This is a genomic window from Micromonospora sp. NBC_01655, from assembly GCF_026339755.1.
GTDB lineage: Bacteria > Actinomycetota > Actinomycetes > Mycobacteriales > Micromonosporaceae > Micromonospora.
In genome coordinates this window covers 6892454-6918600 of sequence record NZ_JAPEQF010000001.1, presented here as the reverse complement: position 1 = coordinate 6918600, position 26147 = coordinate 6892454, and the positions used below count along the sequence as shown (strand labels likewise).

Annotated in this window: 20 protein-coding genes and 2 pseudogenes; 11 read left to right on the top strand and 11 right to left on the bottom strand. The window is 70.5% G+C overall.

The annotated features are described in order from the left end of the window. Positions 1–185 precede the first annotated feature (185 nt). The 7 genes from OOK41_RS30525 to OOK41_RS30495 all read right to left on the bottom strand — a co-directional run bounded on the left by OOK41_RS30525 (position 186) and on the right by OOK41_RS30495 (position 10373). Complete coding sequence (locus OOK41_RS30525; RefSeq protein WP_266267567.1) at positions 186–3131, bottom strand: Ig-like domain-containing protein; 2946 nt, start codon at positions 3129–3131, stop codon at positions 186–188. Between the two features lie 672 nt (positions 3132–3803). Then, complete coding sequence (locus tag OOK41_RS30520) at positions 3804–6047, bottom strand: M4 family metallopeptidase (protein ID WP_266267566.1); 2244 nt, start codon at positions 6045–6047, stop codon at positions 3804–3806. Positions 6048–6269: 222 nt separating this feature from the next. Further along, complete coding sequence (locus OOK41_RS30515) at positions 6270–6830, bottom strand: hypothetical protein (protein ID WP_266267565.1); 561 nt, start codon at positions 6828–6830, stop codon at positions 6270–6272. A 38-nt stretch (positions 6831–6868) separates the two neighbouring features. Continuing rightward, positions 6869–8191, bottom strand: a complete 1323-nt coding sequence (locus OOK41_RS30510) for a hypothetical protein (protein WP_266267564.1) — start codon at positions 8189–8191, stop codon at positions 6869–6871. Beyond that, positions 8188–8988, bottom strand: a complete 801-nt coding sequence (locus tag OOK41_RS30505) for an ATP-binding cassette domain-containing protein (RefSeq protein ID WP_117668699.1) — start codon at positions 8986–8988, stop codon at positions 8188–8190. The genes OOK41_RS30510 and OOK41_RS30505 overlap by 4 nt, the downstream gene beginning before the upstream one ends. A gap of 36 nt (positions 8989–9024) precedes the next feature. After that, the gene (locus OOK41_RS30500) at positions 9025–9825 is read right to left on the bottom strand and encodes a zf-HC2 domain-containing protein (RefSeq protein WP_266267563.1); all 801 of its coding nucleotides are present in this window, start codon (positions 9823–9825) and stop codon (positions 9025–9027) included. Next, entirely contained in the window at positions 9822–10373 is a 552-nt protein-coding gene (locus OOK41_RS30495) for an RNA polymerase sigma factor (RefSeq protein ID WP_207892747.1), read from the bottom strand. The genes OOK41_RS30500 and OOK41_RS30495 overlap by 4 nt, the downstream gene beginning before the upstream one ends. A 207-nt stretch (positions 10374–10580) precedes the next feature. Between OOK41_RS30495 and OOK41_RS31995 the strand changes: the two are divergent. The 8 genes and pseudogenes from OOK41_RS31995 to trpS form a co-directional block, all read left to right on the top strand. Further along, a pseudogene (locus tag OOK41_RS31995) lies at positions 10581–10717 on the top strand (IS5/IS1182 family transposase); the annotation flags it as partial. A gap of 572 nt (positions 10718–11289) precedes the next feature. After that, positions 11290–13158 carry a RiPP maturation radical SAM C-methyltransferase gene (locus OOK41_RS30490; RefSeq protein ID WP_117668701.1) on the top strand — a complete coding sequence of 623 codons (1869 nt, stop codon included), beginning with the start codon at positions 11290–11292 and terminating at the stop codon, positions 13156–13158. An 8-nt stretch (positions 13159–13166) separates the two neighbouring features. After that, the gene (locus tag OOK41_RS30485; protein ID WP_117668702.1) at positions 13167–13883 is read left to right on the top strand and encodes a DUF5825 family protein; all 717 of its coding nucleotides are present in this window, start codon (positions 13167–13169) and stop codon (positions 13881–13883) included. Positions 13884–13922: 39 nt separating this feature from the next. Beyond that, complete coding sequence (locus tag OOK41_RS30480) at positions 13923–14636, top strand: hypothetical protein (RefSeq protein WP_266267562.1); 714 nt, start codon at positions 13923–13925, stop codon at positions 14634–14636. A gap of 57 nt (positions 14637–14693) precedes the next feature. Beyond that, positions 14694–15029 (top strand): MoaD/ThiS family protein, encoded by a 336-nt coding sequence (locus OOK41_RS30475; RefSeq protein WP_266267561.1) that lies wholly within the window; start codon positions 14694–14696, stop codon positions 15027–15029. Between the two features lie 8 nt (positions 15030–15037). After that, positions 15038–16252, top strand: coding sequence for a cytochrome P450 (locus tag OOK41_RS30470; protein WP_266267560.1), 1215 nt, complete (start codon positions 15038–15040; stop codon positions 16250–16252). A gap of 67 nt (positions 16253–16319) precedes the next feature. Beyond that, positions 16320–17273 (top strand): 2-dehydropantoate 2-reductase, encoded by a 954-nt coding sequence (locus tag OOK41_RS30465; RefSeq protein WP_266267559.1) that lies wholly within the window; start codon positions 16320–16322, stop codon positions 17271–17273. A 218-nt stretch (positions 17274–17491) separates the two neighbouring features. Beyond that, the gene (trpS, locus tag OOK41_RS30460; RefSeq protein ID WP_323136273.1) at positions 17492–18535 is read left to right on the top strand and encodes a tryptophan--tRNA ligase; all 1044 of its coding nucleotides are present in this window, start codon (positions 17492–17494) and stop codon (positions 18533–18535) included. Between the two features lie 84 nt (positions 18536–18619). Here the strand turns inward: trpS and OOK41_RS32130 are convergent. The 3 genes and pseudogenes from OOK41_RS32130 to OOK41_RS30445 all read right to left on the bottom strand — a co-directional run. Then, positions 18620–19114, bottom strand: a pseudogene (locus tag OOK41_RS32130) (2-oxo acid dehydrogenase subunit E2); the annotation flags it as partial. 160 nt (positions 19115–19274) lie between these two features. Further along, positions 19275–19937 carry a response regulator transcription factor gene (locus tag OOK41_RS30450; protein WP_266267556.1) on the bottom strand — a complete coding sequence of 221 codons (663 nt, stop codon included), beginning with the start codon at positions 19935–19937 and terminating at the stop codon, positions 19275–19277. Next, entirely contained in the window at positions 19934–21064 is a 1131-nt protein-coding gene (locus OOK41_RS30445) for a sensor histidine kinase (protein WP_266267555.1), read from the bottom strand. Before OOK41_RS30445 ends, OOK41_RS30450 begins: the two co-directional genes overlap by 4 nt. A 229-nt stretch (positions 21065–21293) precedes the next feature. Between OOK41_RS30445 and OOK41_RS30440 the strand changes: the two genes are divergently transcribed. The 3 genes from OOK41_RS30440 (at position 21294) to OOK41_RS30430 (ending at position 25412) form a co-directional block, all read left to right on the top strand. Then, complete coding sequence (locus OOK41_RS30440) at positions 21294–21737, top strand: DUF6223 family protein (RefSeq protein WP_266267554.1); 444 nt, start codon at positions 21294–21296, stop codon at positions 21735–21737. 361 nt (positions 21738–22098) lie between these two features. Continuing rightward, positions 22099–22605 carry a hypothetical protein gene (locus OOK41_RS30435; protein ID WP_266267553.1) on the top strand — a complete coding sequence of 169 codons (507 nt, stop codon included), beginning with the start codon at positions 22099–22101 and terminating at the stop codon, positions 22603–22605. Further along, entirely contained in the window at positions 22602–25412 is a 2811-nt protein-coding gene (locus tag OOK41_RS30430; RefSeq protein WP_266267552.1) for a M48 family metalloprotease, read from the top strand. Before OOK41_RS30435 ends, OOK41_RS30430 begins: the two co-directional genes overlap by 4 nt. Here OOK41_RS30430 and OOK41_RS30425 read toward each other — a convergent pair whose 3' ends face one another. Next, a complete protein-coding gene (locus OOK41_RS30425; protein ID WP_266267551.1) occupies positions 25413–25856 on the bottom strand; it encodes a hypothetical protein in 444 nt (147 codons plus the stop codon). Positions 25857–26147: the final 291 nt, after the last annotated feature.

Here is a 26147-nt window from a genome sequence, read left to right as displayed (position 1 = left end):
CTTTTCGACGCAGGTCGATAGATATGGTTTCCGCGGGTATCAGGAGTTCGTATGAGGACTCGCGCTCCCGCATGACCTCCGGCGGCCCCGCCCGGGAGCGCGTCGACGGTACGAGGCCGCGGACCGATCTGCCGTGGGAGCGGAAAGCGCTGTCCCGCAGCAGATCGGTCCGCGGCCGATCGGACTCAGCTGACGGTCACGGAGACGGTCTTCGGCGGTTGTTGCAGCTGACCGTAGTTGTCGGTCCCCCGGACCGAGACGGTGTAGGCACCCGCCGGGATCACCGGTGACGTGTACGCGAAGTTCGACCCCGGGGAACCCGGGCTGGTGAGGAAGACCGAGATCCAGGGGGCGTTCGTGCTGCCGAACACGCCGGAGGCGTTCATCCCCTTGCCCGCGCTGTTGACGATCTGGACCTCCACCCGAAGCATCCCGACGTCGTCCACGGCACGTCCGGTGACCACGATCCGCGAGTCGGGGTAGACCTCGCCGTCCTGCGGGGTGAGGCTCGGTTCCAGCCGTGGGTCGAGGTCGCCCGGATACACGAGGTACCGGGCGGTGGCGCCGGAGGTCGAGCCGTCCTGCTGGCCCGCCGTGTCGACGGCCCACGCCTCGACGCTGTACTCACCCTTGGTCGGCAGGTCGATCGACAGGGCGAAGGTGCTGATCGTCGCGCCGGGCGAGGCGAGGGTGGCGTTCACCGTGGCGAAGCTCGCCGCCATGGTGCCGTTCGGCTGCACGTACCGGCCGGTGTCCAGGTCGCGCAGCGCCACCCGCACGCTCTGCACGCCCTTGTCGTCGGTCGCGGTGCCGGCCAGGTCGAGGTGCAGTTGCTCGACGTTCTGGTCGACACCGGTGAAACTCAACAGGCCGTTCGGGAAGGCGTCACCGGGCACCTGGGCGGTGACGGTGAGCCGGCCCAGGTTGGCGGTCGCCGTGCTCAGGCCCAGGTTGTCGGTGGCCCGTACCCGGAAGTCGTACACCCCGGGCGTGAGCGGCACGGTGGTGTAGGACCAGTTGTACGACGCGGCGTTCAGGTTCGTCGGTGAGACCCGGTGGTAGGCCGCGATCGAGTCGGCGCCCCACGTGCCGTCGGCGGCCAGCGCCTCGCGGGTGGTGTTGTTGCGCAGGTAGATCTCGACCGACTTGAGGGTGCCGTCGTCGCTGGCGGTCCCCGAGAACGTGATCGAGCCGCCCGGTGCGACGGTGATCGGCGCGGCGGCGGTGGGCGGCGTCATCGGCACGGGGGCGCTGACGGCCACCGTCGGCGCGGCACCCGTCGCCGAGATGATCCAGTCCCGGCTGTCGCCGCGCAGGTCGCTCTGACCGGCGGTGTCGATGGCGGTGGCCGTCATCTTCCACTCGCCCTCGGTGGGTAGGACCACCTCGACCTGCCAGGTGGTCGACAGCGCGCCGATGACGTCCGGCTCGCCGCGGAACGTGTTGTAGACCGGTGCGGCCGTCCCGTCGTCCTGGAGGTACTGGTTGTCCGACCTGCGGAACGAGTACGTCATCGCGCTGACGCCCTTGTCGTCGCTGGCGGTGCCGGTCGCGACGAAGCTCTGAGCGGCGACCAGGCCGGCGGGCGGCGAGGTGATCTTCGTCGTCGGCGGCAGGTCGTCGAAGCTGAAGGTCTCGATCTTCTTGACGGCCTTCGAGGCATCGCTCTCGCCGCTGTTGCCGAACGTCTTCGCCTGGACCTGGTATTCGCCGACGGGCAGCGACACCGGAAGGGACCACGAGGTCGAGGCGGTGTTCACCGCCGCGACCGTCGCGTTGATGCTGTTGGCGGCACCCCACGTCGTGAGGTCGTCCTGTAGGTACTTCTTGGAACCCCGGTTCTGGATCTCGATCCCGACCTTGGTGACGCCGGCCGGGGAGGTCGCCTGCCCGCCGAGCGCGAACGGCGTGTTGGCCTGCTCGACCGCCCCCTCGATGGGCGTGGCGATCGTCGTGTCGACCGGCGAGGGTGCCGGTGCCCGGGTGAGGTCGAAGAACCCGACCCGCCCCACCGGCAGGCCGCCCTTGTTGTTGCCGTCGCCACCGGCGAAGAGACCCCGCGGGGTGGCGAGGAGGGCCTTCTCCCCCTCGTACGAGCTGGAACCCGGGTTCCACTCGATCGCCGTGCCCGTGGCCGGGTCGAGCGCGCCGAGGTGGTCACGGCGGACCACCTGGTCGCCGAGACCGTAGCCGCTCAGGCCCTGGCCCGTGCCGTACCCGACGTTGTCCAGGCCGGGCCACGGGACGTTGGAGGTCGGCGACTCCTGCCAGCTGAAGTGTCCGCCGACGTACACGGCCGTCTCGGTGATGGCGACCGAGTAGATGCTGTCGAAGTGCCGGGACACCCAGATCGGCTCGACGTGGTCGGCGCCGGTCACCGGGAACGCGATCGCGGTGTCGTTGATCGGCGGCCGGTCGCCGCCCGAGCCGCTGGTGACGACGAAGTAGGAGTCGTCCGGCGCGACGTCACCGGCGAAGACCCGCTGGATGCCGCCGACGAAGGAGAGGTTGTCCTCCCACAGTCGCGTGCGCCACGGCAGGAGGGCCCTGGTGGCGGTGTCGACGAGGCCGACGCCGTAGCGGTCCTGGCCGGCGATCTGGCGACCGGTGTGCACGACCAGCAGGCTGCTGCTGTCGTGCGTCAGCTTGAGCTGCTGCACGGTGAGCATGCCGCCGACGCCGATGCCGCCGGACAGGGGCAGGTTGAACCCGCTGTCCACCGCCCCCGTGGTCGGGTTGAGCGCGGCCAGCCCGTTGCGGGTCACGCTGTTGATCTTCGTGAACTGGCCGCCCACGTACACGGCGGTGTCGCTCACGGCCAGCGCGGTCGCGCGCCCGTTCCCCTGGGCGGTGAACGCCGCGATCGGAGCGCCGGTGACCGGGTCGAGCCGCACGATCTTGCGCTTCGTCAGGCCACCGACCGTGTTGAACGAGCCGGCGACATAGAGCGACGAGCCGTCCGGCGAGGCTTCGACCGCCTCCACCGATCCGTCGAACGTCGGCCGGAAGCCGGTGTCGATCTGGCCCGTGTCGATGTTGTACGAGGCCAGCGCCGGCTGCGCGAGCGGCGTCGCGCCGACGTTGGCGATCGCGGTGAAGGAGCCGGCGATGAAGACCCGGTTGCCGATCACCTCGATGTCCGTGATCTCACCGTCGGTGATCCTCGGTACGTCATTGCGCGGCGTGCTGGGAACCAGCCCGGTGTGCCCCGGGGCCGGTTGCGTCGCGGCCGTGCGCGTCGCAGCGCCGCCGACTGTTCTCACGACGGTGCGAGCGGCGGTGCTCGCGACATCGTCGGCGGTCCCGCCCGGCACAGTGCCCGCAGCCGCCGGTTGGCCTGTCAACAGAACAGCCCCGGCAACCAGACCCGCGACGACGCGGCTCCGAACGTGCATCGAGACAACCCCCTGTAAAACGCCTGAATCGCGCCGCCGGGTCGATTCCCGGCGGCGTCCATTCCGTGGCGTGCCGGAAGCCACCGTAGGAGGTCATCGTCCTTTGTGTACTTGGGCCGGTCGGAAACCCGACCGATCGACATCCCTTCCGGCCGTACCGGCCGGCTCTGCCGTCCGTGGATCCAGACCCGCTCCACCAATCGGATCGCTGCCGGGCCGCCCAGCGGGGTCGCCGGATCCTCGCCCACCGCCTGTCGTCCTGCGGGAACGGGCGATCCCGGCGGGCCGGGTACTCGGCGATCGGGTCGAGGCCCTGTTCGGGCAGGTCGGGGGTGACGCCGGCCCGGGACTGAACGCGGAGCGGGCCACCCTGGACGACCAGGGTGGCCCGCCCTCACGGCGGTACGGTCAGAGGTTCAGGGTCCAGCCGTTGAGGTAGCCGGTGTCGAGGCTGGCCGCGTCCTGGACCCGCAACCGCCAGGTCCCGTTCGCGGTCTCCGTGGAGAGGTTCACGGTGTAGGTCTGGTCGATGTTGTCGGTGCTGCTGCCGGAGCGGTTGTGCAGCACGTACGCGCTGCCGTCAGGTGCGACGAGGCTGACCACGAGGTCACCGATGTAGGTGTGCACGATGTGCACCTCGACCTTGCTCGCGGTGGAGGGGGTCGCCGCGCAGCCGCTGATCACGATCGCGCTCTCCACCGTCGTGTTGTCGGGGATCGTCACGTCGGTCCCGTTCGTGCCGGAGCAGCCCGGCAGCCCGTTCACCGTCAGGTTCAGGGTGCTCGTGCGGGCGATCGAGGGGGAGGTGCCGACCACGGTGATCGCGGAGGAACCGCTGCCGGCCGTGGCGGAGGCACTGACCGTGAGCGTGGTCGACCCACCGGCGGTGACCGACGGCGGGTTGAACGAGACGGTCACGCCCGCCGGCAGCGGGCCGGTCGAGAAGGTCACCTGCTCGGCCGTGCCGCGGATGACCGCGGTGCTGACCGTGGCGGTGGCCGAGGCGCCCGGGTCGATCGTCAGCGCCGCCGGGGCGACCGAGACGGAGAAGTCGTTGGCGGCACAGGACTCGGAGCCAACCACGTTCACCGCGGTCCAGGCGGCCATCACCGCCTTGTACTCGGTGCTGCAGAGGCCGTACAGGTCGGTGGCGGCCGACAGGGTGTGCAGCCGCGCGGTGTTCGTCGGCTGGGCGGTGTTCACGTAGCGGGTGTTCGAGACGAAGTACACGTCCAGGGCGCGGAACCAGATCTTCTCCGCCTTCGCCCGGCCGATCCCGGTCATCGGGGCAGCGGTGCCGCAGAGCGGCGAGGTGCCGTACGCGGTGGCGCCGGTGCCCTCGGCCAGGTTGAAGAAGAAGTGGTTGGCCACGCCCGAGGAGTAGTGCACGTCGATGCCGTTGGTGCCGGTCGACCAGCAGCCGTGCGACCTGCTGTCCAGCGTCGGGTCGTACATGTAGCGCAGCGGGGTGTTGTTGCCGTTGATGTCGATCTTCTCGCCGACCTGGTAGTCGCCCGGGTCGCTCGGCGCGTTGGCGTAGAACTCGACCATGTTGCCGAAGATGTCGCTGGTGGCCTCGTTGAGGCCGCCGGACTCGCCGGAGTAGGTCAGGCCGCCGGGAACGACGTTGGCGGTGACGCCGTGGGACATCTCGTGGCCGGCCACGTCGAGCGAGACGAGCGGCTTGGCGTTGCCCGCGCCGTCGCCGTAGGTCATCTGCGCGCCGTCCCAGAAGGCGTTGACGTAGGCGTTGCCGTAGTGCACCCGCGACGGCACGCCGGTGCCGTTGCCGAAGATGCCGTTGCGGCCGTGCACGTTCTTGAAGTAGTCGAACGTCTTGGCGGCGCCGAAGTGGGCGTCGACGGCGGCGGACTGCCGGTTGGTGTTGGCGCCGGTGCCCCAGACGTTGTCGGCGTCGGTGAACGTGGTGCAGGTCGACGTGCCGTTGTTCATGTCACAGGTCGAGCCGTTGCCGCGCACCGGGTCGATCATCTGGTACGTGCTGCCGGAGAGCGTGGTGTCGACGCTGACCGCGCCGGTGTAGATGCCCGTGCCGCTGCCGGTGACCGACTCGATCTCGTCGTACGAGCCGATCAGCGCGCCGGTCAGCGCGTCGCTGATGACGTGCAGCTTCGACGGGGTCTGCCCGTCCGGCGCCCAGCCGGTGACCACGGTCTCCCAGGCCAGCCGCCCGGTCCCGCTGCTGGCGTCGACGAACAGTTCCGCCTGGCCGGTGGCGGTGACCTTGCCGGAGAACTCGGCGGTTGCCGCCTTCCGGGCCCGTTCGGCGCTGACCTTCGGGGTGGTGCCGAGACTCAGCGGGGCCGCCAGGCCGACCGAGCTGCCGGCGAAGTCGCCGTCGGCCTCGGTGCGAATGACGAAGTCCCCGCCGTAGACGCGGAGCCCGTCGTACGTGCGGGTGTAGCGGACCACGCCGCCGCCGTTCGCGTCCCGCTTGCTGCTGTGGACGGCGTACCGGTCCTTCGCCGAGGCCTTGACGGTCCGGGCGTTGTCCTTCAGTGCCGCGTCGGCGGCGGTGACCAGCGCGGGGCCCGGCGTGGGTGGCGGGGCGGCGGACGCACTCGTGGCGGTGACCACGAGACTGCTGCCGACCAGCATGGTGACGCCGGCCAGCGCAAGGGCTGATCTCAAGTTTGACCTCCCCAATCCGAGATGCATTCGCATCTATCGATGTCGAGATCATCGTCCGGCGTGGGGAGCCTGGGAAGAAGCGCGGGGGCAGTGCTCCATACCGATTCCCCCATACCGTCGCCGTATGGCCCCGCGCCGGCGTGGGGGATGTTCCGCCTCTGTCACGGAATCAACCCATTGGCAACCGGGTCGGGATCGCGCAGTTGGCGGCGGGGCGCCAGGTCATTGCTGGGCGGCTTCGGCGGGCGCGCGCGGAGCCGGCCCGGCCGCCGCGTACGCGATGAGCCCACCGAGCGCGAGCAGCCCTGCCGTCACGGCCGCAGCGGTACTCCCCGGAGGCTGCGCCTGCCACGTCAGGATTTGCCCGATCGGTTCCGACCGAGGGAACAGGATCGCGGCCAGCGTCCAGCCCAGCGGCAGGAACCACGCCCGGGCGGTGCCGATCGTCGCGGCGCCCAGGGCGGTCAGTCCGAGCAGCCCGGCCGCGTCGCGCACCACCAGCCAGGCAGGGCCGAAGCGGGCCCCGGTCGCCAGCGTGGCCAGCGGCAACACCACTACGACCAGGAACGCCACCAGCAGATGCGCGACCCGTCGCGGCGGCCAAGGCAACCCGGCCGCCCTCTCGATGGCGTCGTCGGGGCCGCCGAGCGTGGCGGTCAGGGCGGCGACCAGCAGCAGGACCGTCAGGACGACCATCAGTACGTCTACGTTGCGGCTGTCGGAGAACACGGACCACAGTGACCACATCAGCGCCGCACAGCCGCCGGCCGCGGCCAGCGCCATCGGGGCACGTCGGGAGCGCTGGTACAGCGTCAGCCACCTCATCGCGTGCTCCGGGAGAGCAGTCCGTCGCCGACCGAGCAGGTCACCGCGGCCTGGCGCAGTGCTCTGACCCGGGCGTCCGCCTCGCCGGCGGGCAGTCTTCGCAGGTCGCGCCAGAGCTGCACGGCTTCGGCGATGTCCGCGGGGTCGTAGCTGTCGTCGGCCACCGGCTCGCGTCCGATCAGCCAGTGGGCGGCTGCCAGTGTCTCCGCCAGGCTGGCGGAGTTCTCGCATCCAGGTGGGCCGGTGAACGCCCCGGACACCACGCCCGCCGGCACACCGGCCTCGTTGTCGAGGTGACCGTTGGGGCCGGCCTCGATGCGGAGCAGGACGACATCCTTGTTCCACCGCGGGTAGACGTCGGGGAAGTACGTGGTGGTGTCCTCGTGCACCCGGGTTGGCGCGTCCGGCAGCTTCGCCAGTATCGCCAGACCTTCCCGGGCCCGCGGGGCTACCTCGGACAGCAGTCCGGAATGGACCCGGCTGACGCACACCCGCGGTTCGTCCTCGGCGCACACCAGTTCCTGCGCCACCGGGTCGATCGCGTCGAGGACGAACCTGTTCTGGTGGGGCATGACCGTGATCGCCAGTGCGGCGCCGGCCACCACCGGCAGCAGCGCCGCCACGCGGATTCGCCAACCGCTGGACGCGAACAGCAGCACGGCGCAGACGGCGAGAGCGGTCAGCCAGATGGCCTGGGCGACGCTGACCCGGCCGGGCACGGTCGAGTAGGCACCCGGCTTGTTCATCTCGTAGATCGGCGAGAACACCAGGGCCAGCCATCCCTTGGGACGGGTCGCGGCGGGAATGAGCAGCAGCAGCGCCATGCCTGCCACGCCGAACGCCGGAGCGGTCGCCGGCGACGGCAGCAGGCGGCCGACCGCCAGGCCGAGCCAGGCTGCCGCGATCAGCGCCAGGCCGCCGACGGCCATGACGACGAAGACCGACACCGGCAGGTACTCGGCGGTGCCGATGATCCACAGGCCCCCGGCCAGACCCATCGCCAGGTATCCGCAGACCACCGCGACAGCCATTGCACCGAGTGTCGGTGCCGTCCGTTGCGCCACCGAGCGAGGGGTGCTGGCGAACAGTTCCGCCACGTTCGACCGGTGCTCGCGGCGTGCCTGCCAGGCGCCGGCAGCCAGCGCCAGTGGCCACAGCACCGCCAGATAGAGCCGCTGCGTCATGGCGAGCTGCATCCATCCGGTCGCGAAGCCGATCCCTTCGGCGAAGAAGAGCAGCACGACGCCGACCACCAGCAGAGTCAGGGCGGTTCCGAGCGCGGCGGAGCGGCGCAGTTCGATACCGAGAATGCGGCTCATCGGCCGGCCTCCGCCCGGTGCCGGCGCAGCAGCGCGGAATAGCCCCGCTCGGCCGCGCTGTCGCCGGCGTCGCCCTGTCCGCCCTGCGCGATGAGGTCGTTCGGGGTGCCCTGGTAGACGAGCCGACCCCCGTTGATCATGACGACGTCGGTGCACGCGGCCACCACGTCCTCGACCAGGTGGGTGGAGACCAGGACGCAGCTGTCGACGCCGACGTCGCGCAGCAGCTCCCGGAAGTCGAGGCGCTGCTCCGGGTCGAGACCGACGGTGGGCTCGTCGAGCAGCAGCACCGCCGGATCGTTGACGATCGCCTGCGCGATGCCCGCCCGGCGCAGCATGCCGCCGGACAGCGTCTTCATCCGGGCACCCGCCTTGGCCGCGAGGCCGACCCGATCGATCGCCCGCTGCACCGCGCCCGGCACCGCGGTCTTCGGCATCTCCTTGAGCCACGCCATGTACTCGACGAACTCCCGCACCGTGAAGCGCGGGTAGAACCCGAACTGCTGCGGCAGGTAGCCCAGCCCGCGACGTACCCGCCGCAGGTCGGCACGGCCGTCGACCGACTCCCCGAGCAGCGTCAGCCGCCCGCCGGCCGGTTTCACCACCGTGGCCAGCGCGCGCATCAGGGTGGTCTTGCCGGCCCCGTTCGGCCCCAGCAGGCCGTGGACGCCGGTGCCGAGGGCCAGGTCGAGCCCGTCGACGGCCAGGTGCCGCCCGGCCCGCACGCGCAGTCCCTCGGCATGGACCACCCAGGGATGGATGGTGGTGGCTGTTTCGGCCGCGCTCACCGTACGCATCATCAGTCCTTTCGAAGACGGGCGGTGCCCGACAGGTCAGTTGTGGCTGGTCAGCCGGCGGAAGTCGTCGGCCCGAGTCGCGGCCAAACCGGCCAGCGCCAGGGCGAGCAGCGCCCACACGCCGGAACTGCCCGGTTGCAGCGCCGCCGGCAACTGGGCGGTGACCACGGCCGGCACCACCACGGCAAGCGCCCAGGCAGTGCCGAGCCCGGCAGCGGCCCGGCGTACACCGACAAAGGCGCCCAGCGCGATGGTCGCCACGGTGAAGGCCACGCACGGCAGCAGCGTCAAGGCCAGGGAGACTCCGGTACGGGTACTCGCCAACGCGAGCGCCGGCACGACCACGGCGAGCACCCCAGCCGTACGTCGCAGCAGCATCGCCAATCCGGCCGCCGGCGTGCCGGCGACCAGTTCCCAGGCCGGATCGTGGCGCCGGCTCCACGCGATCGCCACCCCCGGAAGCGGCGCCACCGGAGCCAGCAGCGACACCACCGACGGAATGCTGGACTGCAGTGCGTCGAGCAGGACCGCACAGCCCAGAACCGCCACCGTCATGATGAGCCACGGCGCCGAATGCCAGACCAGCCAGCGGTTCCGGGCCGCCGACCAGCTCGGGCGGCCGGCCGGAGCCGGTCCGGCGGCGATGTCGTGGTCCACGCCGGCGGCGACCCGGGCGAGCAGGTCCCGCGAGTTGTCCGTCGTGCTGCCGGCCACCTGGGCACGGCAGTCCGCGCAGCCCTCCAGATGCACCTCGACCGACCACACCGTGACTTCGTCGAGGCTCGCCTCCCGGTCGGCGTAGCGGGCGATCACCGCGGGACTCGGATGCGTGGTCATGACAGCGCCTCCCGAAGAGCGATCCGGGCCCGCCGGGCCCGCGACTTCACCGTGTTCTCCGGGACACCCAGCAGCAGGGAGGTCTCCCGTACCGAGAGCCCGTCGAGAACCATCGCCCGCAGGACCTGCCGCGCCTCGGGCGGCAGCATAAGCAGGGCCTGTTCCAGCTCCTGGCCGACCCGCCCCGCCATGACTTCCTCCTCGGCGGTGGGGGCGACCGTCTCGGCGAGAGGTACCGCCGGTACCTGGTTCTGCCGGGCCCTCCGGCGGAACGCGTCGACGAGGCGATGGGCGGCGATGGTCCACAGCCAGCCGACCGCGCTGCCCGACGTCGCCGACCCGGCGAAGCTACCCGCAGCCCGCCAGACAGCCAGGTAGGTCTCCTGCATCACGTCGGCGACCACGTCGTCGTCGGCACACCGGCGGCGCAACCGGGCAAGCAGCCACGGCGACGTACGCCGGTACAGCTCGTCGAATGCGCGCCGATCGCCGTCGGCGGTGCGGCGCACGAGTTCGTCCTCGTCGGCCGCGTCCAGGCTTCGTCTCACCACCAGCAAGACGACACCTCCTCGCCCACGGTTTCCTCCGCCACCGTGACGTGGGTCACGTACTCCGAAGCGGCGCCCTGTCGAGGGTCCACCGATACTCGGTGCGCCTGCTCGTCCATGATCGGCTTTTCATCCCATAGATTGGGTCTGGTCCGCCTTCGTCATGTTATCGACGGACATGGCGTCCGCCCAGCCGGCGGACCTGTCGTGACCGATCGCCGCGCCTACCCGTCCGCCCTGTCCGACGCCCGCTGACACTCGCACCCCGCCTGACCGCCTGGCCTCAGGCCCGCACCGATGCCGGCGTCGGCGGTCGCACCACCACCCACGACCTGCGCGAGATCCTCGGCAGGGGAGCGCGGGGTCGCCACCGGCCACGCGTCGGTGGTCGACGTGGCATGGAACGGGCGGCGGGGCCGGCCGCCGGGCCCACTCCCGGTCGAAAGCGTCGCGGAGGACCGTGGGCAATTGTCGCTGATCAATAGCTCATCCGCCGTTGGCCGCGAATCCGCGCGATTTCCTATCAGCCTGGACCGCTTCCCGCTGCCACTGTTCCACCCCGCCGTCCCGTGCGCCGATCATGCCGTTCGGTGCGGTCGGTCCGGTCCGGCCGATCCGGTCGTACGCCGTCCAGGAACGCGGCCGGCCGGCGGAAGCGCCGACTTCGGATCCGCCGCGTGCGACCGAGCCTGAACGACCACTCAACTGTCCCTTGTATTGATCTAGCGAGCACGGTTAGCATTCCCCCTGTCGCTCACCGAGTGGGCCGAGGGTGGTGCACCCTCGCAGTTCGCCGCCGCCGAGGCGAGGGTCTTTGAAGCGAGGCCCGAGCTCTGAATTCTCGGGAGTGAAGCCGCACCTCCGATCAACCCTACGCGTCTTCCTATATCGACGACTATCTTAGGGTGGGAATTCCGTGAAACTCCTGATGGTCGCCATGCCGTGGCAGGGACTCGACACCCCGTCCAGTGCCCTGGGAATACTGGGGCCGTGCGTCCGAAGGCACGCCGCCGACTGGGCGATCGACGAGTTGTACGCCAACCTCCGGTGGGCCGAACACCTGATCCGTGAGAGCAATGGCGCGATCACGTCGACGGACTATGGGAATGTCGCGGATCAGGTCTTCCACGGTGTCGGCGACTGGGTCTTCACCCCGGCGCTGTACGACGTCGACAGCTACCAGGCCGACGAGTTCGCCGAGTTCCTCCGGCAGCGCGGCGTGGACCCCCTGGTCCCCGTCGAGATGCAGAGGTACGCCCGGGGATTCGTCCGGGGCCTCGCGGCCGAGATCGCCGCCGACCCGCCCGACGTGGTGGGGTTCACGAGCACCTTCATGCAGAACGTGCCGTCCCTCGCGCTGGCCAGGGAGCTGAAGAGGCTCGTGCCGGGCATCCGGACGGTGATCGGCGGCAGCAACTGCGACGGGCTGCAGGGCCCGGCCCTGCACCGGAACTTCGAGCAGTTCGACTTCGTGCTGAGCGGCGAGGGCGAGCGCTCCCTGCCCGCGCTGCTGAACCGCATCGCCGCGGGCGCGGGCGTCGCCGACGTCCCGGGGCTCAGCTGGCGGAACGAGGGGCGGACGGTGGTGAATCCGCCGGCCAAATCGGCGCTGCCGTTCGCCATGGTGCCCGCGCCCGATTACGACAGCTACTTCCGGGCGCTGGAAAACTCACTCTTCCAGCATTACGTCCGCCCGATGGTGGTGCTGGAGACCTCGCGCGGCTGCTGGTGGGGGGAAGTCCACCAATGCACCTTCTGCGGCCTGAACGGATCGAACATCGATTTCCGGAGCAAGGCCCCCGAACGCATCGCCGACGAGGTGGTGGGCCTGGCCGAGCGGTACCGGGTTCTCGACCTCATCATGGTGGACAACATCCTCGACATGAAGTACCTCAGCACGGCCATGCCGACGATGGCCGCGCTCGACTGCGACCTGCGAATCCATTACGAGATCAAGTCCAACATGACGCGGGAGCAGCTCAGTAGCCTGAAAAAGGCGAACGTGCTCTACGTCCAGCCCGGCATCGAGAGCCTGAGCAGTCACGTGCTGCGCCTCATGGACAAGGGCGTCAGCGCCGCGCACAACGTGCGGATGCTGCGGGACGGGCAGGATCTCGGCCTCAACGTTACGTGGAACATCCTCTACGGTTTTCCCGGCGAGACCGAGGAGGACTACCGTGGGCTGCTCAAGAAATTCGCCGCGCTCGAACACCTCCAGCCGCCGACGGGGGCCTGGCGAATAGCGTTGGAGCGGTTCAGTCCCTACTTCGAGGATCCCACCCAGGGATTCATGTTCCGCCGCCCGGCCGAGATATACGACTTCATCTACCAGGTCCCGCGCGACGAGCTGTACGACCTCGTCTACCTCTTCGACAGCCGCAGCCAGGGGATCGTGGGGCCCCTGGAGGACGAGCTGAAGCAGGGGGTCGAGGAGTGGGCCAGGGCGTACCCGGGGAGCAACCTCTCCTACTGGGCCGACGAACGCGGCCGGGTGACCATCGAGGACCGCCGGGCCAGCTGGCCCGAGGAAGTGATCGAGCTGGACGACGTCCAGAGCAACGTGTACCTCGGCATGTTCCAGGTCGCCGGCCGCGAGGGCATCCGCCGGCGCCTGGCCGAGAGCGGGCACGCCGTCGGGGAGGGCGAGATCGACCGGATGCTCCGGTACTTCGTCGATCGCGGCCTGGCCTTCGAGGACGAGGAGCGCTACGTGAGCGTCGCCCTCGACGTCGACCCGTACCGCCGGAAGCTGGTCGACGGCAGGGAGGTCGCGGCGTCACGATGAGCGCATTGATGGACATTGGTGAACTCAGGGCGCGAGCCTCGGACGGGGGGCGCGTACCGGCCGGGGCCCGGCCCGCCAGTTCGACGCTGACCCTCGGGTCCGACTGGGCCGAACTACCCGCCGCCACCGAGCTGGCGGCGCTCCTGCCCCGGGTGCCCGTCGCCGGGGTACGGCTGGCGGAGCCCGTCGACCTCTGCGCACTACCCGGGCACGCGATCGTGCGAATCATCGCGTTGCTCCGCGAGTGTTCCTCGATCGGCGCCCGGGTGACATGGTCGCTGATCCTGGGCGCGGAACAACTCGACCTGATCCCGCGGCTCGATCATCTGCCGGCCCCCGACCGGATGACCGTGCGGGGACGGGAGGCTTCGGCGGTCGGCCCGTGGCGGTCCACCGGCAACTTCGGCCTCCTCTACTTCCGCCGGGGCCCGGGATTCCTGTCCGTCGTCGATCAGCGGCCCGAATCCGGCCGCCGGGTCGTCCTGGACGACCCCGCCATGGTCGACGTCTTCGTCCGGGGCCTGGAGGGATGCGCGTGGGCCGAGGTGACCCGGAACCCGGGACACGCCGCCGCCGCGCGGGACCTGGTGGGCGACGGGCTGGTCCTGCGCCTCGGGGACCACTGCGTGACGCTTCCGGTGCACATGCGCTCGTGGCCCCTGGGCGCGGCCCTCCTGGGGGGCACCTTGGCCTCGGCCGGAAAGAAGCCGGACAACAAGACGTGAACCGTACAGCCATGACGGTGATCGGAGGTGGCAGCGCAAGTGGAAGCCAAGGAGAGCGCTCGGCCCGTGACCGCTGCCACGGGTACCGATTCGGCCGGCGGCGCGGACGGCGCCCGCCTGTTCGGCGACCTGCCGGAGGCCGCCCGGTTCGAACTCGAACCCGCCAGACGCTTCGTCGAGAACGCCGTGCAGGAGTACCAACAGTGTCTGGAGAGCCGTGACGCCGACGGCGTACCCCACCACCCGCCGCGCGCGTCGGCGCTGCTGTTCGGGCGGTCGGACGGCGCCGAGATAACGATCATCGACATCGAGTTCGTGCCGAACGTTCGCGGGAGCGACGAGAGCGTCATGGCGGAATTCGAGGGGAAGATCGCCCCGCGGTTCGGCGACGTCTACCGGAACGCGGGGCGGGGGTTCTGGTGCGACGACAAGGGCGTGCTGCGGGCCATCAAGCAGCAGTCCGCCAATGGCCTGGAACTCATGGGGTCGGTGCACTCGCACCCGAACTGGCACGAGATCGGTCCGCCGCACGAGCGGTACCAACAGCTCAGCGAGAACCCGACGCGGATGGACGAGTTCCTCTTCCGCCAGTCGTGCTGGCCGGTGAACGTGATCTGGTACATCCGCGCGAGCGGTGACGTGCTGATCCACCGGGTGGCGGGATGGCGGCCCGGGCCGCAACAGTGCGAGCCGCTGGAGATACGGATCCCGTCGGCGATCTACGACGAGATCAACGTGGAATTGCCGCCTTAGCGACGGTGCCGTGCCGAGCAGCCGGAATCAAAGGTCTCGCTAAGGAGAAAATGAGATATGCCCGACTTTCCCCCCGATGCCGGCAGGGGCCTGCCGGCGCCTGTCGTGACCGTCAAGCTACCTGCGGCCTTCCATGCGTTGACCGGCGGGCGGAGGCAGTTGTCCGTCGAGGGCGACACCATTCGCGAGGTGCTCACCGGCCTCGATCGGGCCGTTCCCGGCGTCCTTGAGCGACTCGTGGACCAGAACGGAGCCATGAAGCGCTACGTCAATGTCTACCTGAATGACAACGACATCAGGAGCCTCGACGACCTGGACACGAAGGTCGAGGAAGACGACCTCATCTGGATAATCCCGGCGGTAGCGGGTGGCAGCGCAACGGTGCGATCCTAGGAGTCACGATGTCGGACGTGTTGCCCACGGAATACTTCACCAACCCCGGGCCGACCCCGCATGCGGCAACAGCGGAACTCAGGTCCAACTGCCCCGTCCACCGGATCGACGTTCCGCCCGGCGCCGAGGCATACGCGGTCCTCGCGAACCGGGTCGTCGAGGAGGCGTTCGGCGACTCGCGCCTGTCCAAACAGGTCGAGAACCTGCCCGCCGCGTATCGGGACAAGGCCGTGACCAACAGCCTCCTGGTGGTCGGCAACCTGGGGTTCGCCGACCCGCCCAAGCACACCCGGCTGAAGAAGCCCATCAGCCGTGCGTTCCTGCCGGGCACGGTCGCCCAACTCCGCCCGCGCATCCAGGACGTCGTCGACGACCTCATCGACGCCTTTCCGGAAGGCGGCGAGATCGACCTGGTGACCGCCTTCGCGCTGCCGCTGCCGCTCATCGTCATCTGCGAGTACCTCGGGATACCGGTCGAGGACCGGCCGCTGTTCCAGCGGTGGAGCTACGTCCTCAGCCAGGATCCGTTGCAGCATGCGGAGACGGAACTGAAGGCGGCGAGCGAGGAGTTCGGGGACTACTTCACCAAGCTGGTGGCCGAGCGACGCGCCCAGCTGGGCAGTGACCTGCTGAGCGAGCTCATCAGGGCCCGGGACGCGGACGCGCTCAGCGAGCGGGAGCTGCTGTCGACGATCCTCCTTCTGATCATCGCCGGGCACAAGACGGTCGCCAACATGGTGGGGAACGGGACGCTGCTGCTGCTCCGCCATCCCGACCAGCTCGCGATGCTCCGCGCCGACCCCGCCCTGATTCCCTCGGCGATCGAGGAGATCCTGCGCTACGAGGGGTCGGCCGCCTGGGCCTCGCTGCGGGTCGCGGCGGAGGACATGCGGCTCGGCGGGGTGGACATACCCAAGGGGAGCTTCGTGCACCTGTCGCTGTCCGGCGCGGGCCACGACCCCGAGGTGTACGACGACCCGGAACGGTTCGACATCACCCGGTCACCGAACCGGCATCTGTCCTTCGGCCATGGCGCGCACTTCTGCATCGGCGCCCCGTTGGCCCGGCTCCAGGGCGAGATCGCCTTCTCCACGCTGCTGCGCCGCCTGCCGCGGCTCGAACTCGCGGTGCCGGTGAAGGAGGTCGCCTGGCTCGCCGACAGCTCGCTCAGTCGGGGCCTGGAGGCCCTCCCACTCCGGGTGCGGGAGCGGCTGCCCCGATGACGGGCCGGTGGGGCGGCGCCGCGCGGGGCAAGTGGGCTGAGCCCGAGCCGCGCCGGATCGAGGAAGCATGACGAGGGAACCGGCCGCCCGGAGCATCGCCGTGGTCGGGGCCGGCAGCGTGGGCGGCTATCTCGGTGGCCGCCTCGCCGCCGCCGGGCATGACGTGCGGTTCCTCGCCCGCGGCGAGACTCTCACCGCGCTGCGGCGAAAAGGGCTGCGCGTCACCGGCGACTCGGGTGACTGCTCCGTGCCCGAGGTGCGGGCGTCGGACGACCCGCGGGACCTCGGCGAGGTCGGCTACGTGCTGCTCTGCGTCAAGACCCCGCACCTGCCGTCGGCCGTCGACGCACTGTCCCCGATGATCGGCGCGGACACCGCCGTGGTCACCGTGCAGAACGGGGTCGAGGCGCCCGAGCAGGTCGCGGCCCGGATCGGCCGCTCCCGGGTGCTGCCCGGCACGGTCAGGGTCGTCGCCGCGACGGTCGGCCCGGGCGAGGTGCGGCACGCGGGTCCCCCCGGGGCACTGGGCTTCGCGGAGTGGGACAACAGCGCGTCCGACCGGGTGACCCGGCTGCGCGAGATGCTGCGCGAGGCCCAGGTGACAGTGCTGGAGCCGAGCGACGTCTGGGCCGCCCTCTGGGCGAAGTTCCTGTTGATCGTGCCCGTCGGCAGCCTCGGCGCCGCCACCGGCGGGGCGACCATCGGCGAACTCCGGACGCGCCCCGGCACCCGCCGGATGCTGATCGCCGGAATGCGGGAGATGTACGAGACCGGAATCGCGCTCGGAATCGCACTGCCGAAAGACGCCGTGGACACGGCGACAGGGCTCATGGATCGGCAACCGCCCGACATCACCTCCTCACTGCAACGGGACATCCTGGCGGAGCGGCCGTCCGAGCTCGATGCCTGGACCGGTGCCGCCGTCCGGCTCGCCGGCCGGGCGGGCCGGCCCGCCCCGGTGCACGAGATGCTCTACGAGTTGCTCGCCACGCGCGTTTCGCGGACGACGAAGGGGGCGTGACGGCGGTGAATCGGCGGGCGCGTCGGGGTGGCGCCGTAGCCGCTGCACGCGGGCGGCGGCGCCGTTTCGGATCGGCGGCCCTTTGGTGTCCCCTGTAGCGGGGCTCGTGTCATCATGACGGCGAGACCGACCCATCAGGAGACCTTGTGAATACCGCCGCCCCCCAGACCGAAGACCCCGGCGCCGCTGCCTCAGGTCCCTCCGCCGACGCGCTCGGGATGTCTGCCGCACAGGCCCGCAATGCGGTGCTGGAAGAGCTGATCCGCAAGGACCCCGGGCAATTCCGGGTGCTGACCGGCGACCGCCCCACGGGCCGCCTGCACCTGGGTCACTACTTCGGCACGCTGCACAACCGGGTACGTCTTCAGGGCCTCGGGGTGGAGCTGTTCGTGGTCATCGCGGACTACCAGGTCCTGACCGACCGCGACGTGGCAGACAACCTGATCGGGCACGTCGAGGAACTGGTCCTGGACTACCTGGCCATCGGGGTGGATCCGGCCCGCAGCACGATCTTCACGCACGGCGCCGTCCCCGCACTCAACCAGCTGATGCTGCCCTTCCTCAGCCTCGTCTCCGTATCCGAACTCAACCGCAATCCCACGGTCAAGGACGAGATCTCCCACTCGCGCCAGTCCAGCGTCAGCGGCCTGATGTTCACCTATCCCGTGCACCAGGCCGCCGACATTCTTTTCTGCAAGGCAAACCTGGTCCCGGTCGGCCAGGACCAGCTCCCGCATCTCGAACTCGCCCGCACCATCGCCCGTCGCTTCAACGACCGCTACGGCAACGGCAAAGCCGTATTCCCCCAGCCCGATGCCCTCCTGTCGAGCGCGCCACTCCTGCTCGGCACGGACGGCACCAAGATGAGCAAGAGCCGGAACAACGCCATCACCCTGGCCGCCGACACCGACGAGACCGCCCGCCTGATCAAGGGGGCCAAGACCGACTCCGAGCGCCACATCAGCTACGACCCGGTCACCCGCCCCGAGGTGTCCTCGCTCCTGCTGCTGGCGGCCCTCTGCCAGAACCGGACCCCGCAGCAGGTGGCCGCCGACATCGGCTCCGCGGGAGCCGCCGCCCTGAAGAAGACCGTGACCGAGTCGGTCAACGAGTATCTGGCCCCGATCAGGGCCCGCCGGGCGGGGTACGCGCAGGACCGCGCCTATCTCCGCCAGACGCTGCGTGAGGGCAACGAGCGAGCCAGGGCGGTGGCCGATGCCACCCTCGCCGAGGTGCGTGCCGCCATGAACACCTGTTACTGACGGCCGCCGGCTCGGTGAGACACCGGCGAGCGTGTATCGCATCCGGCGCCGCGCTTCCAGCGTCTCCCCGGACAGCGTGGGCTCCGGTGTCGCGGCACCGACGGCGAGGATCGCGCCTTGGGGTGGGTTGATGATCGCGGTGAAGTGCTCGACTCCGCACATGCCGAGGTTGCTGATGGTGAAGGTCCCGTCGGCCATGTCGGCCGTGTTCAGCGTCCGGTTCGCAGCCTTGTCGGTTAGCGCCCGGGTCTGCGCGGAGATCGCCGTGACCGACGTCCGGCCGGCATCGCGGATCACCGGCACCATGAGCCCGGCCGGGGAGGCGACGGCGATGCCGATGTTGACCCGCCCGTGCAGCACGGTCTGGCCACGGCCCTCGGGGGAGTAGGACGCGTTGACGCGCGCGACCGCCCGCACCATGAGGTCGTTGACTGTCACCTTGCGTCCGGCATCGCGCAGCGCGCCGTTCAGCTGCACCCGGAGCGCGAGGAGGTCCTCCAGATCGGCGGATGCAGTCACGGTGAAGGTCGGGATGGTTGTCGCACTCTCGGTGAGCCTCGTCGCGATCGCCTGTCGCACCGGATCGAACGGCACCACTGTCGGTTCGCGCCCGTCCTGCCTGGACGGTGTTGCGACACCCGCCGCAGCAGGGGCAGGTGATCCGGTCTCGGCCGGTTCGTTGGCGACCGGTGCAGGCGTCGGCTCCGATTCGAGGGTGGAACCGTGCGGGCCGCCAGTGTCAGCGGTTGCGTGGGGCTACCAGGCCGGATTCGTAGGCGAGGACCACGAGTTGGGCGCGGTCGCGGGCGTGGAGCTTGGCCATGGCCCGGTTGATGTGGGTTTTTGCGGTCAGTGGGCTGATCACCATGCGTTCGGCGATCTGGTCGTTGGACAGGCCCTGCGCGAGGAGGGCGACTGTCTCGCGTTCGCGGTTGGTCAGCCCTTCCAGTCTCGTGTCGGCGCCTGCGTGGAGCGGATCGGTGACGTACCGGTTGATCAGCTTGCGGGTGATCGAGGGTGCGAGCAGGGCGTCGCCGCGCGCGGCGACGCGGATGGCGTGCAGAAAGTCAGCTGGCACGATGTCCTTGACGAGGAATCCGGCGGCGCCGGCGCGCAGCGCGTGGAAGACGTGTTCGTCGAGGCCGTAGTTGGTCAGGATGACGACGTGCACCTGGGCCAGGGCCGGGTCTGCGGCGATGCGCCGGGTCGCCTCGATGCCGTCCATGACCGGCATCTGGATGTCGATGAGCGCGACGTCCGGCAGGTGTTCCTTGGCGAGCGCCAGGCCCTCCTTCCCGTCGGCGGCTTCGGCCACCACCTCGATGTCGTCTTCGACATCGAGGAGTGCGCGGAAGCCGCTGCGAAGGAGTGGCTGGTCGTCGACCAACAGGACACGGATCATGACGTTGGGCCCACCGGGAGTTCGGCTTGGACGGTGAAGCCGCCATCGTCGCGCGGTTCCGCGCGCAGGCGACCGCCGAGGGCGGTGACTCGTTCACGCATCCCGAGCAGCCCGACGCCGGGCATCGGGGCGGTGGCCGGCGTGGCCTTGCCGTCGTCATCGACTCGGATCGCGAGGGCGTCCGGACGGTAGTCGATCCGGACCGAGGCCGTAGCGGCGGCGGCGTGACGGGCGATGTTGGTGAGGGACTCCTGAACGATCCGGTAGGCGGTCCGGTCTACTGCCGCCGGCACGTCGTGTCGTTGTCCTTCGATCGTCAACGTCGCGTCCAGGCCGGTCATACGGGCCCGTTCCACCAGTTCCGGGAGATGGCGGAGCCCGGGCGGCGGGGACTTGCCGTCGTCGCGCAGCGCCTCCAGGGTCGCTCTCAGCTCTCGGGTCGCCTCACGGCCGGCCTCCCGGATCGCCAGCAGGGCCTCCGGTACCTGTTCACCACGCTTGTGGGCCAGGTGGACGGCTACTTCGGCCTGCACCTTGATGATCGAGATCTGGTGGGTGAGCGAATCGTGCAGCTCCCGCGCGATGTGCAGCCGCTCCTCGTCGGCGCGGCGCCGCGCGGTCTCCTCCCGGGTACGCTCGGCCTCGTCCGCCCGCCGCTCAGCCTGCCGCAGCGCTTCACCCGCGGCACCGGCGGCGACCAGCCAAGCCAGCTCGAGGACGCCCCGGGCCCGTGCGAGCGCCTCGCCCACGGGCATGTCCTGTGGCAGGGCGAGGGCCGCGAGCGGGAGAGCAGCCAGCATCAGCACAGCCGCCACGACCGTGATGTTGCGGTGACCCGCCCGCACAGCGGCGTACACCGCGAACAGGAACGCGACGGCAGGCACGTCAAAACCGACCGCCTGGTAACCCACCACGCACAGCCCGGTGACGGCCAGGACGGGAACCGGAGCCCGGCGGCGCGCAGCCAGTGCCAGGCCGCCTGCCGCCAACAGCACGTAGCCGAGTAGGTCAAGATCCGTGGCGGAGTGGTTCCGGGACACTCCGGTGACCAGCAGCGTCGCCGCTACGCAGACGGCGATGGCCCAGTCTCTGAAACCGGCCTGAACACTCGCCCGTCCTGTGTTCATGCCCGCACCCTAGCCGGAATGCTGCTGCGGGCGACTCCTGCTTGTGGATGAGTGGCTGCCTACTTCGCACGCAGTACTTGCGCGGCGCCTACGGCGTCTGCGGCAGGCGGGCGCGCCATCGGTGGCAGCGCGAATGGCGTCCGTCTGCTGGATGACCGGCGGTGCGCCCGGCGACATGATCAGGCGACATCCAACCTCAGAAACGAGACGCACGAAAGAGGAGAGGGACATGAGCTCGTCAGGAACCCTGAGATCAGTTCGACTTGTGCTCGCCGTGGCCGGAGCCGCCCTGATCGAGGGGCTCGGTCTTGCCGGACCGGCGGCCGCGCACGTCTCGGCCCAGCCGGCCGCCGCCAGTGTTTACACCATGAGCGCCGGGCGACTCGGGGCAGCCGTGGCCGCCGTGCTGGGGCTGACCGGCGTGGTCATCGGCGGGCTGGCTCTGGCCCGCCCCACCAGTCGTTTCGGCACCGGCAACGGGCGCCTCGGGGCCACCATGGCCCTGGCGGCCGGGCTGATCGGCATGGCCCTCGGCGGGGTGGTCGTGGCCACGTCCGACAGCGGCATCGGCACCGGCAACGGGCGAGGCGGGGCCTACGTGGCTCTGGTGGTCGGGCTGATCGCCATGGTCCTCGGCGCGCTGGCTCTGGCCCGCTCCCGCCGTACCGGCTGACCGGCTGAGCTGCGGTCGGTGCTCGCGCCCCCTGCTCGGCTGTCCACGACTACGCCTCTCGACGTCGCCAGCACCTCACATCGGCCGCTCAAGGCTGTACCGGGCCGGTGGAGAAGGGCCTGGAGGACGGGTCGACCCGGTCGATCCGCTGGGACCTGATCACCCAACAGTACGACTCACCTCGGCTCCCGGCGTACCCACCCGGGCGTAGCCGCCCCGAGGGACTTACGGGTGGTTCCGATGCGGCCCCGGTGGGTCCAGGGTCGGGAATGCGACCGAATCAGGCATTGTGACATTCGCGAACTTCGATCACTCTGGGTTCGGCGAGCCCGAGTTTGCGAACGTCGGGAGGGGGATCCAAATGCCTGGGATCAGAGTCCGGGACGTGGTGCGCGACGTCGTGGCCGAGGTCGCAGAGCAGGAGTTGCCCCTCGTGATAGGGCTGTCGCAGTTCAGTGAGGCCGTCGTCGTGCGCAGGCTGGCCCGGACCAAGGGCAGGCGCGAGACACTCGGGTTCGGCGTCGGCGAGGTCGTGCCGCTGGTGACCGCCGCCGTGTGGCTGGTGCTGGACCAGACCGCGCAGCAGGCGGCGGGCTTGGTCGTCACCGGCTCCCTCGGCAGGCTCCGCACATGGTGGCGACGGTTGCGGCGGCGGCCGTCCGTCGCGGTGGTCCCGCCGCTCACCCAGGAGCAGCTCCGCGAGGTACACCAGCGCGTCATCGACGTCGGGGGCCGACGGGGGTTGTCCCGCAGGCAGAGCGAGGTCGTCGCCGACGCGGTGGTGGCCCGGCTCGCGCTCGGCGCGCCCACGGGCGGCGAGGTCCGCGCGCTGGGCCCCGACGACGGTGCGGCGGGCGGCCGGGCGTGACCGCGATCGCGATCCGCCCGAGGATCGACGAGCGGACGGTCACCGCCGGCACGACGCCGAGATTCGCGCTCCTCATCGTCCTGATCGTCGTCAGCAGCGTCGACCTGATGCGTACGCTGAATTCCACCGCCGACCAGTCGTTGGCGTGGTGGGGCTGCAGGCTGGCGGCCGGGGTCGATCCCGCGCAGAAGGACCGGACCGTCATGCTCGGCGAGGTCAGTCAGGCCGACGCGTACCACGACTGCATGATCCGGTACGCCCTGCCGCCGTGGTGGCAGCCTCTCGGCTGGCCGGTGCTGCTGGCGATCGTTGCGCTGCTGGTGTTCTGGGTACTGCCGCGCTGGAAGACCCGGCGGACTGTGCCCCTGGCGGCGGTGGACCACGACGGGGAGATCTCGTGGGCGGTGGCGGAACTCGCGGCGACGATCGGGCTGCGCCGGTTCCCGCGCGTCGTCGTCGACCCGGCCGCCGCCTCCACCGGTGCGGTGGTGTTCGGCCGCGACGGCCGTTCGGTGCTGTGTCTGCACGGCGGGCTCGTGGCCTCCCGGGTGCACGATCCCGGCCGGTTCCGCGCGGTGGTGCTGCACGAGCTCGCGCACATCGACAACCGGGACATCACCATCAGCTACGCGACGATCGCGCTGTGGCGGGCGTTCCTGTTCGCCATGGTCCTGCCGTCCACCGGCATGCTGCTCGTCACCCTGCCGAACAGCCTGCGGTCGCCGTACTGGAGCACCTACGCCCCAGCCGCGACCCGCAATCTGCTCTTCGTCGTCGTGCTGTGCGCGCTGGTCTACCTGGCCCGGTCGGAGGTGCTGCGCACCCGGGAGATCTACGCCGACCTGTCCGCGGCCCGGTGGGGCGCGGATCCGGACGGCTGGCAAGCCCCCGCCGCCCCGGTCCGGGGCCGGGCACGACGCGCGCTGGACCGGTTCCGTGACCTCTGGCGGACCCACCCCTGCTGGGAGGTGCGCCGCTGGGCCCTCGCCGACCCGGAGATCCTGTTCCGGGTCGCCGCGATGCCGATGTTCCTGACCGGGGTGGCCGCGGCACTCATCAACAACCGGATCTGGATGTACGCCAAGCAGTACCGGCTGGCCGGCGGCTGGAACGACCAACTGGTCGCGTTGACGGCGGCCAGCCTGGTCGCGGGGGTGGCCGGCGTGGCGCTGTGGCGGGCGGTCGCGCACGCGCTGCTCACCGGTCGCCCGGCACCTTCCGGGGTGCGCGGCGGCGCGTGGCTGGGCGTCGGCATGGCGTTCGGGCACCTTCTCGCCGGCCAGGAGGTGATCAGCGACTGGCTACCCGAATCGCCGTACTACCTGGTGCTGGTCGTGCTGGCCGGCATGGCGTTCGCCTGGTGGACCAGCCAGTGCGCCCAGGTGTGGATCACCGCTCGGCACGGGCGGCCGGTAAGCCGCCTGCTGCTGGTCGGGCTGCCGAGTGCGGCGCTGGTGATGTCGGGGTGGTTCACCTGGTGGCACGGCGGTGGTGCGCTGCTAGCCGCCGGTTGGCCGTTCGATCCGGACCAGATCCGGGCACTGCTGGAGCGGACCGTGACCGGGCCGGCACCGGGCCACCGGAACGTCCTGACCGGCGTCGCGGCGATGATCCCCGTCGTCGCTTCCATGACCAAGGTCCCGCTCATCCTGGTCCAGGTGGCGGTGCTGTGGCTCGTGCCGCTGGCGGCCTGGGTGGCCAGGTCCTCCTCCGGCGGCGTCGCCCCGTCCGCGCCCGGCCTGCCGCCGCTACGCCTGGCGGTGCTGCCTGGCGTGCTGGGCGGGATCCTGTGCTGGGACGCGGTCGTGTGGACCCAGGCGTATTTGCATCCCCTCCGGCCCGACACCGAGCAGGGTTGGGCGCTGTACCAGATCCTGTACACCGCCTGGCTGTTCGTCGCCCTGGTCGGGCCGGCCGCGCCGGCCGCGCTGCTCGCCGGCGCGCTGAACCCGAGGCACAGACTAGTCTCCACGCTGATCGCGGCCGAGGTGGCGGTGCTGGCGGGCTTCGCCGGCATGGTCGTCCTCGTGTCGACCGACGGGTGCGTGCGGCCGCTGGCGGTGCTCGGCTCGTCCTGCGGCTCGCGGCTCCCCGCGGCCTGGTCGACGGTCGAGCTGTTGCTGACGCCGGCGCTCGTCATCGCGGCGGTGTGCGGCGGCGTCGCGGCGGTGCTCGTCGGGCTGCTGTCGCGGGTGCCGCGCCCTCGCCGGGGTCGTGCGGCGGCACCCGCGTGGTCCGCCGGCGGCACGGCGCTCCGCCGGATCGTCGTCGGCGCGCTGGTCTCCGTCGCGATGCTGGTGACGATCTCCGAAGTCGCCCTGCGCCTCCACGAGCGGGCCGCGCCGGAGAGCCAGGCCGTCTCGCGGATGCTCCCGCCCGCGCCGGCCGTCGCCGTGTCGGCGGAGACGAAGCGAATGCAGATCGCCTCTTGGGAGCGGTACGGCGGTCGCGGGCTTCTCGGCCGGTTCTCCACCGAGATGGACAAGCTCATCGCCGCCATGCAGGTGTCCATCGACACCGCGTCGAACGGCCGGGTCGACATCTCGCCGGCCCGCGCGGCGTGCGTCGCGATCGGCGGATTCGGCCGGGACGCCGAGCGGTACTTCCGGGTCCCCGACGCGGAGGGCGACGAGTCCTGGCAGAGGTACATCGCCCTGATCCGGCAGGGCAGCAGGAACTGCGTCGAGGCCGTCGACCGCGACGACCACACCCTGTTCTACGCCTCCGTCGACCAGCTCGAGGACGCGCTGCGGACCGGCATCGTCCTCATCAGGCGGTTGAACACGCTGCACCCGGGCGGGCTGTAGTCACTCGTCCGGGTAGATCTCGGCCGCGCAGACCCGCATGTAGATCTGCAAGTTGGTCCCGTACTTCTTGGTCTCCTCCAGCTGGGCGAGAGCGTTGTCGACCCTGGGCTCGCTGGCCGTGCTGAACGCGGCGATCCGGCGGTTGTTGTCCGCGATAGCTTGGATGGCGGCGGCCACCTCCCTGTCCGTCGCCTTCTTCGCCGCTGCCTCGAGGTCGGTCGCCAGCCGGCTCCACTTCGCGGGGTCGGCAGGGTCGGCGGCGTTGCTCCGGGCGAGGGCCTGCTCGGCCTCCGCGCAGCCCGCCGGTGGACCGGAATCGCCGACGGAGGCCCGGAAGATGAGGAGACCGCCGACCAGAACGGCGACGGCGACCATCGCCGCCAGCGCGATGCCGAGGACCCGTCGGGCCGGCGCGTTCGGCGACTCTGCTCGTACCGGCTCCATACGACATCCTTCCATCAAAGGACGTGGATTGATAGATGCCGGGCCAGCCTACGTCCGGGGATGCACGAGACGGCGCATGACGGTCGCGATGCCGACAACTCGGACGAGTTCGGACCGACGACGCTGACCATCTTGCCGGCCACCTCGGCCAGCGCAGCCGCCCGCACCTCCGCAGATGGCCGACGAGCGATTCCGGCGGCTCGAACAGCACGTGACGGACATGACCGGCAAGCTCGATCTGATCCTGGCTGCGGTGGGCGATCGGCGGTGGCCGCGGTCGAGCCGGGGCCA

What these genes read in the sequence shown, in the direction of transcription:
- OOK41_RS30515 (WP_266267565.1), bottom strand. Translation starts at nt 6,830, where the DNA reads ATGGCGCTGGCCGCGGCCGGCGGCTGTGCGGCGCTGATGTGGTCACTG.
- OOK41_RS30510 (WP_266267564.1), bottom strand. Translation starts at nt 8,191, where the DNA reads ATGAGCCGCATTCTCGGTATCGAACTGCGCCGCTCCGCCGCGCTCGGA.
- OOK41_RS30505 (WP_117668699.1), bottom strand. Translation starts at nt 8,988, where the DNA reads ATGCGTACGGTGAGCGCGGCCGAAACAGCCACCACCATCCATCCCTGG.
- OOK41_RS30500 (WP_266267563.1), bottom strand. Translation starts at nt 9,825, where the DNA reads ATGACCACGCATCCGAGTCCCGCGGTGATCGCCCGCTACGCCGACCGG.
- OOK41_RS30485 (WP_117668702.1), top strand. Translation starts at nt 13,167, where the DNA reads ATGGACATTGGTGAACTCAGGGCGCGAGCCTCGGACGGGGGGCGCGTA.
- OOK41_RS30475 (WP_266267561.1), top strand. Translation starts at nt 14,694, where the DNA reads ATGCCCGACTTTCCCCCCGATGCCGGCAGGGGCCTGCCGGCGCCTGTC.
- OOK41_RS30470 (WP_266267560.1), top strand. Translation starts at nt 15,038, where the DNA reads ATGTCGGACGTGTTGCCCACGGAATACTTCACCAACCCCGGGCCGACC.
- OOK41_RS30465 (WP_266267559.1), top strand. Translation starts at nt 16,320, where the DNA reads ATGACGAGGGAACCGGCCGCCCGGAGCATCGCCGTGGTCGGGGCCGGC.
- trpS (WP_323136273.1), top strand. Translation starts at nt 17,492, where the DNA reads ATGTCTGCCGCACAGGCCCGCAATGCGGTGCTGGAAGAGCTGATCCGC.
- OOK41_RS30450 (WP_266267556.1), bottom strand. Translation starts at nt 19,937, where the DNA reads ATGATCCGTGTCCTGTTGGTCGACGACCAGCCACTCCTTCGCAGCGGC.
- OOK41_RS30445 (WP_266267555.1), bottom strand. Translation starts at nt 21,064, where the DNA reads ATGAACACAGGACGGGCGAGTGTTCAGGCCGGTTTCAGAGACTGGGCC.
- OOK41_RS30440 (WP_266267554.1), top strand. Translation starts at nt 21,294, where the DNA reads ATGAGCTCGTCAGGAACCCTGAGATCAGTTCGACTTGTGCTCGCCGTG.
- OOK41_RS30435 (WP_266267553.1), top strand. Translation starts at nt 22,099, where the DNA reads ATGCCTGGGATCAGAGTCCGGGACGTGGTGCGCGACGTCGTGGCCGAG.
- OOK41_RS30425 (WP_266267551.1), bottom strand. Translation starts at nt 25,856, where the DNA reads ATGGAGCCGGTACGAGCAGAGTCGCCGAACGCGCCGGCCCGACGGGTC.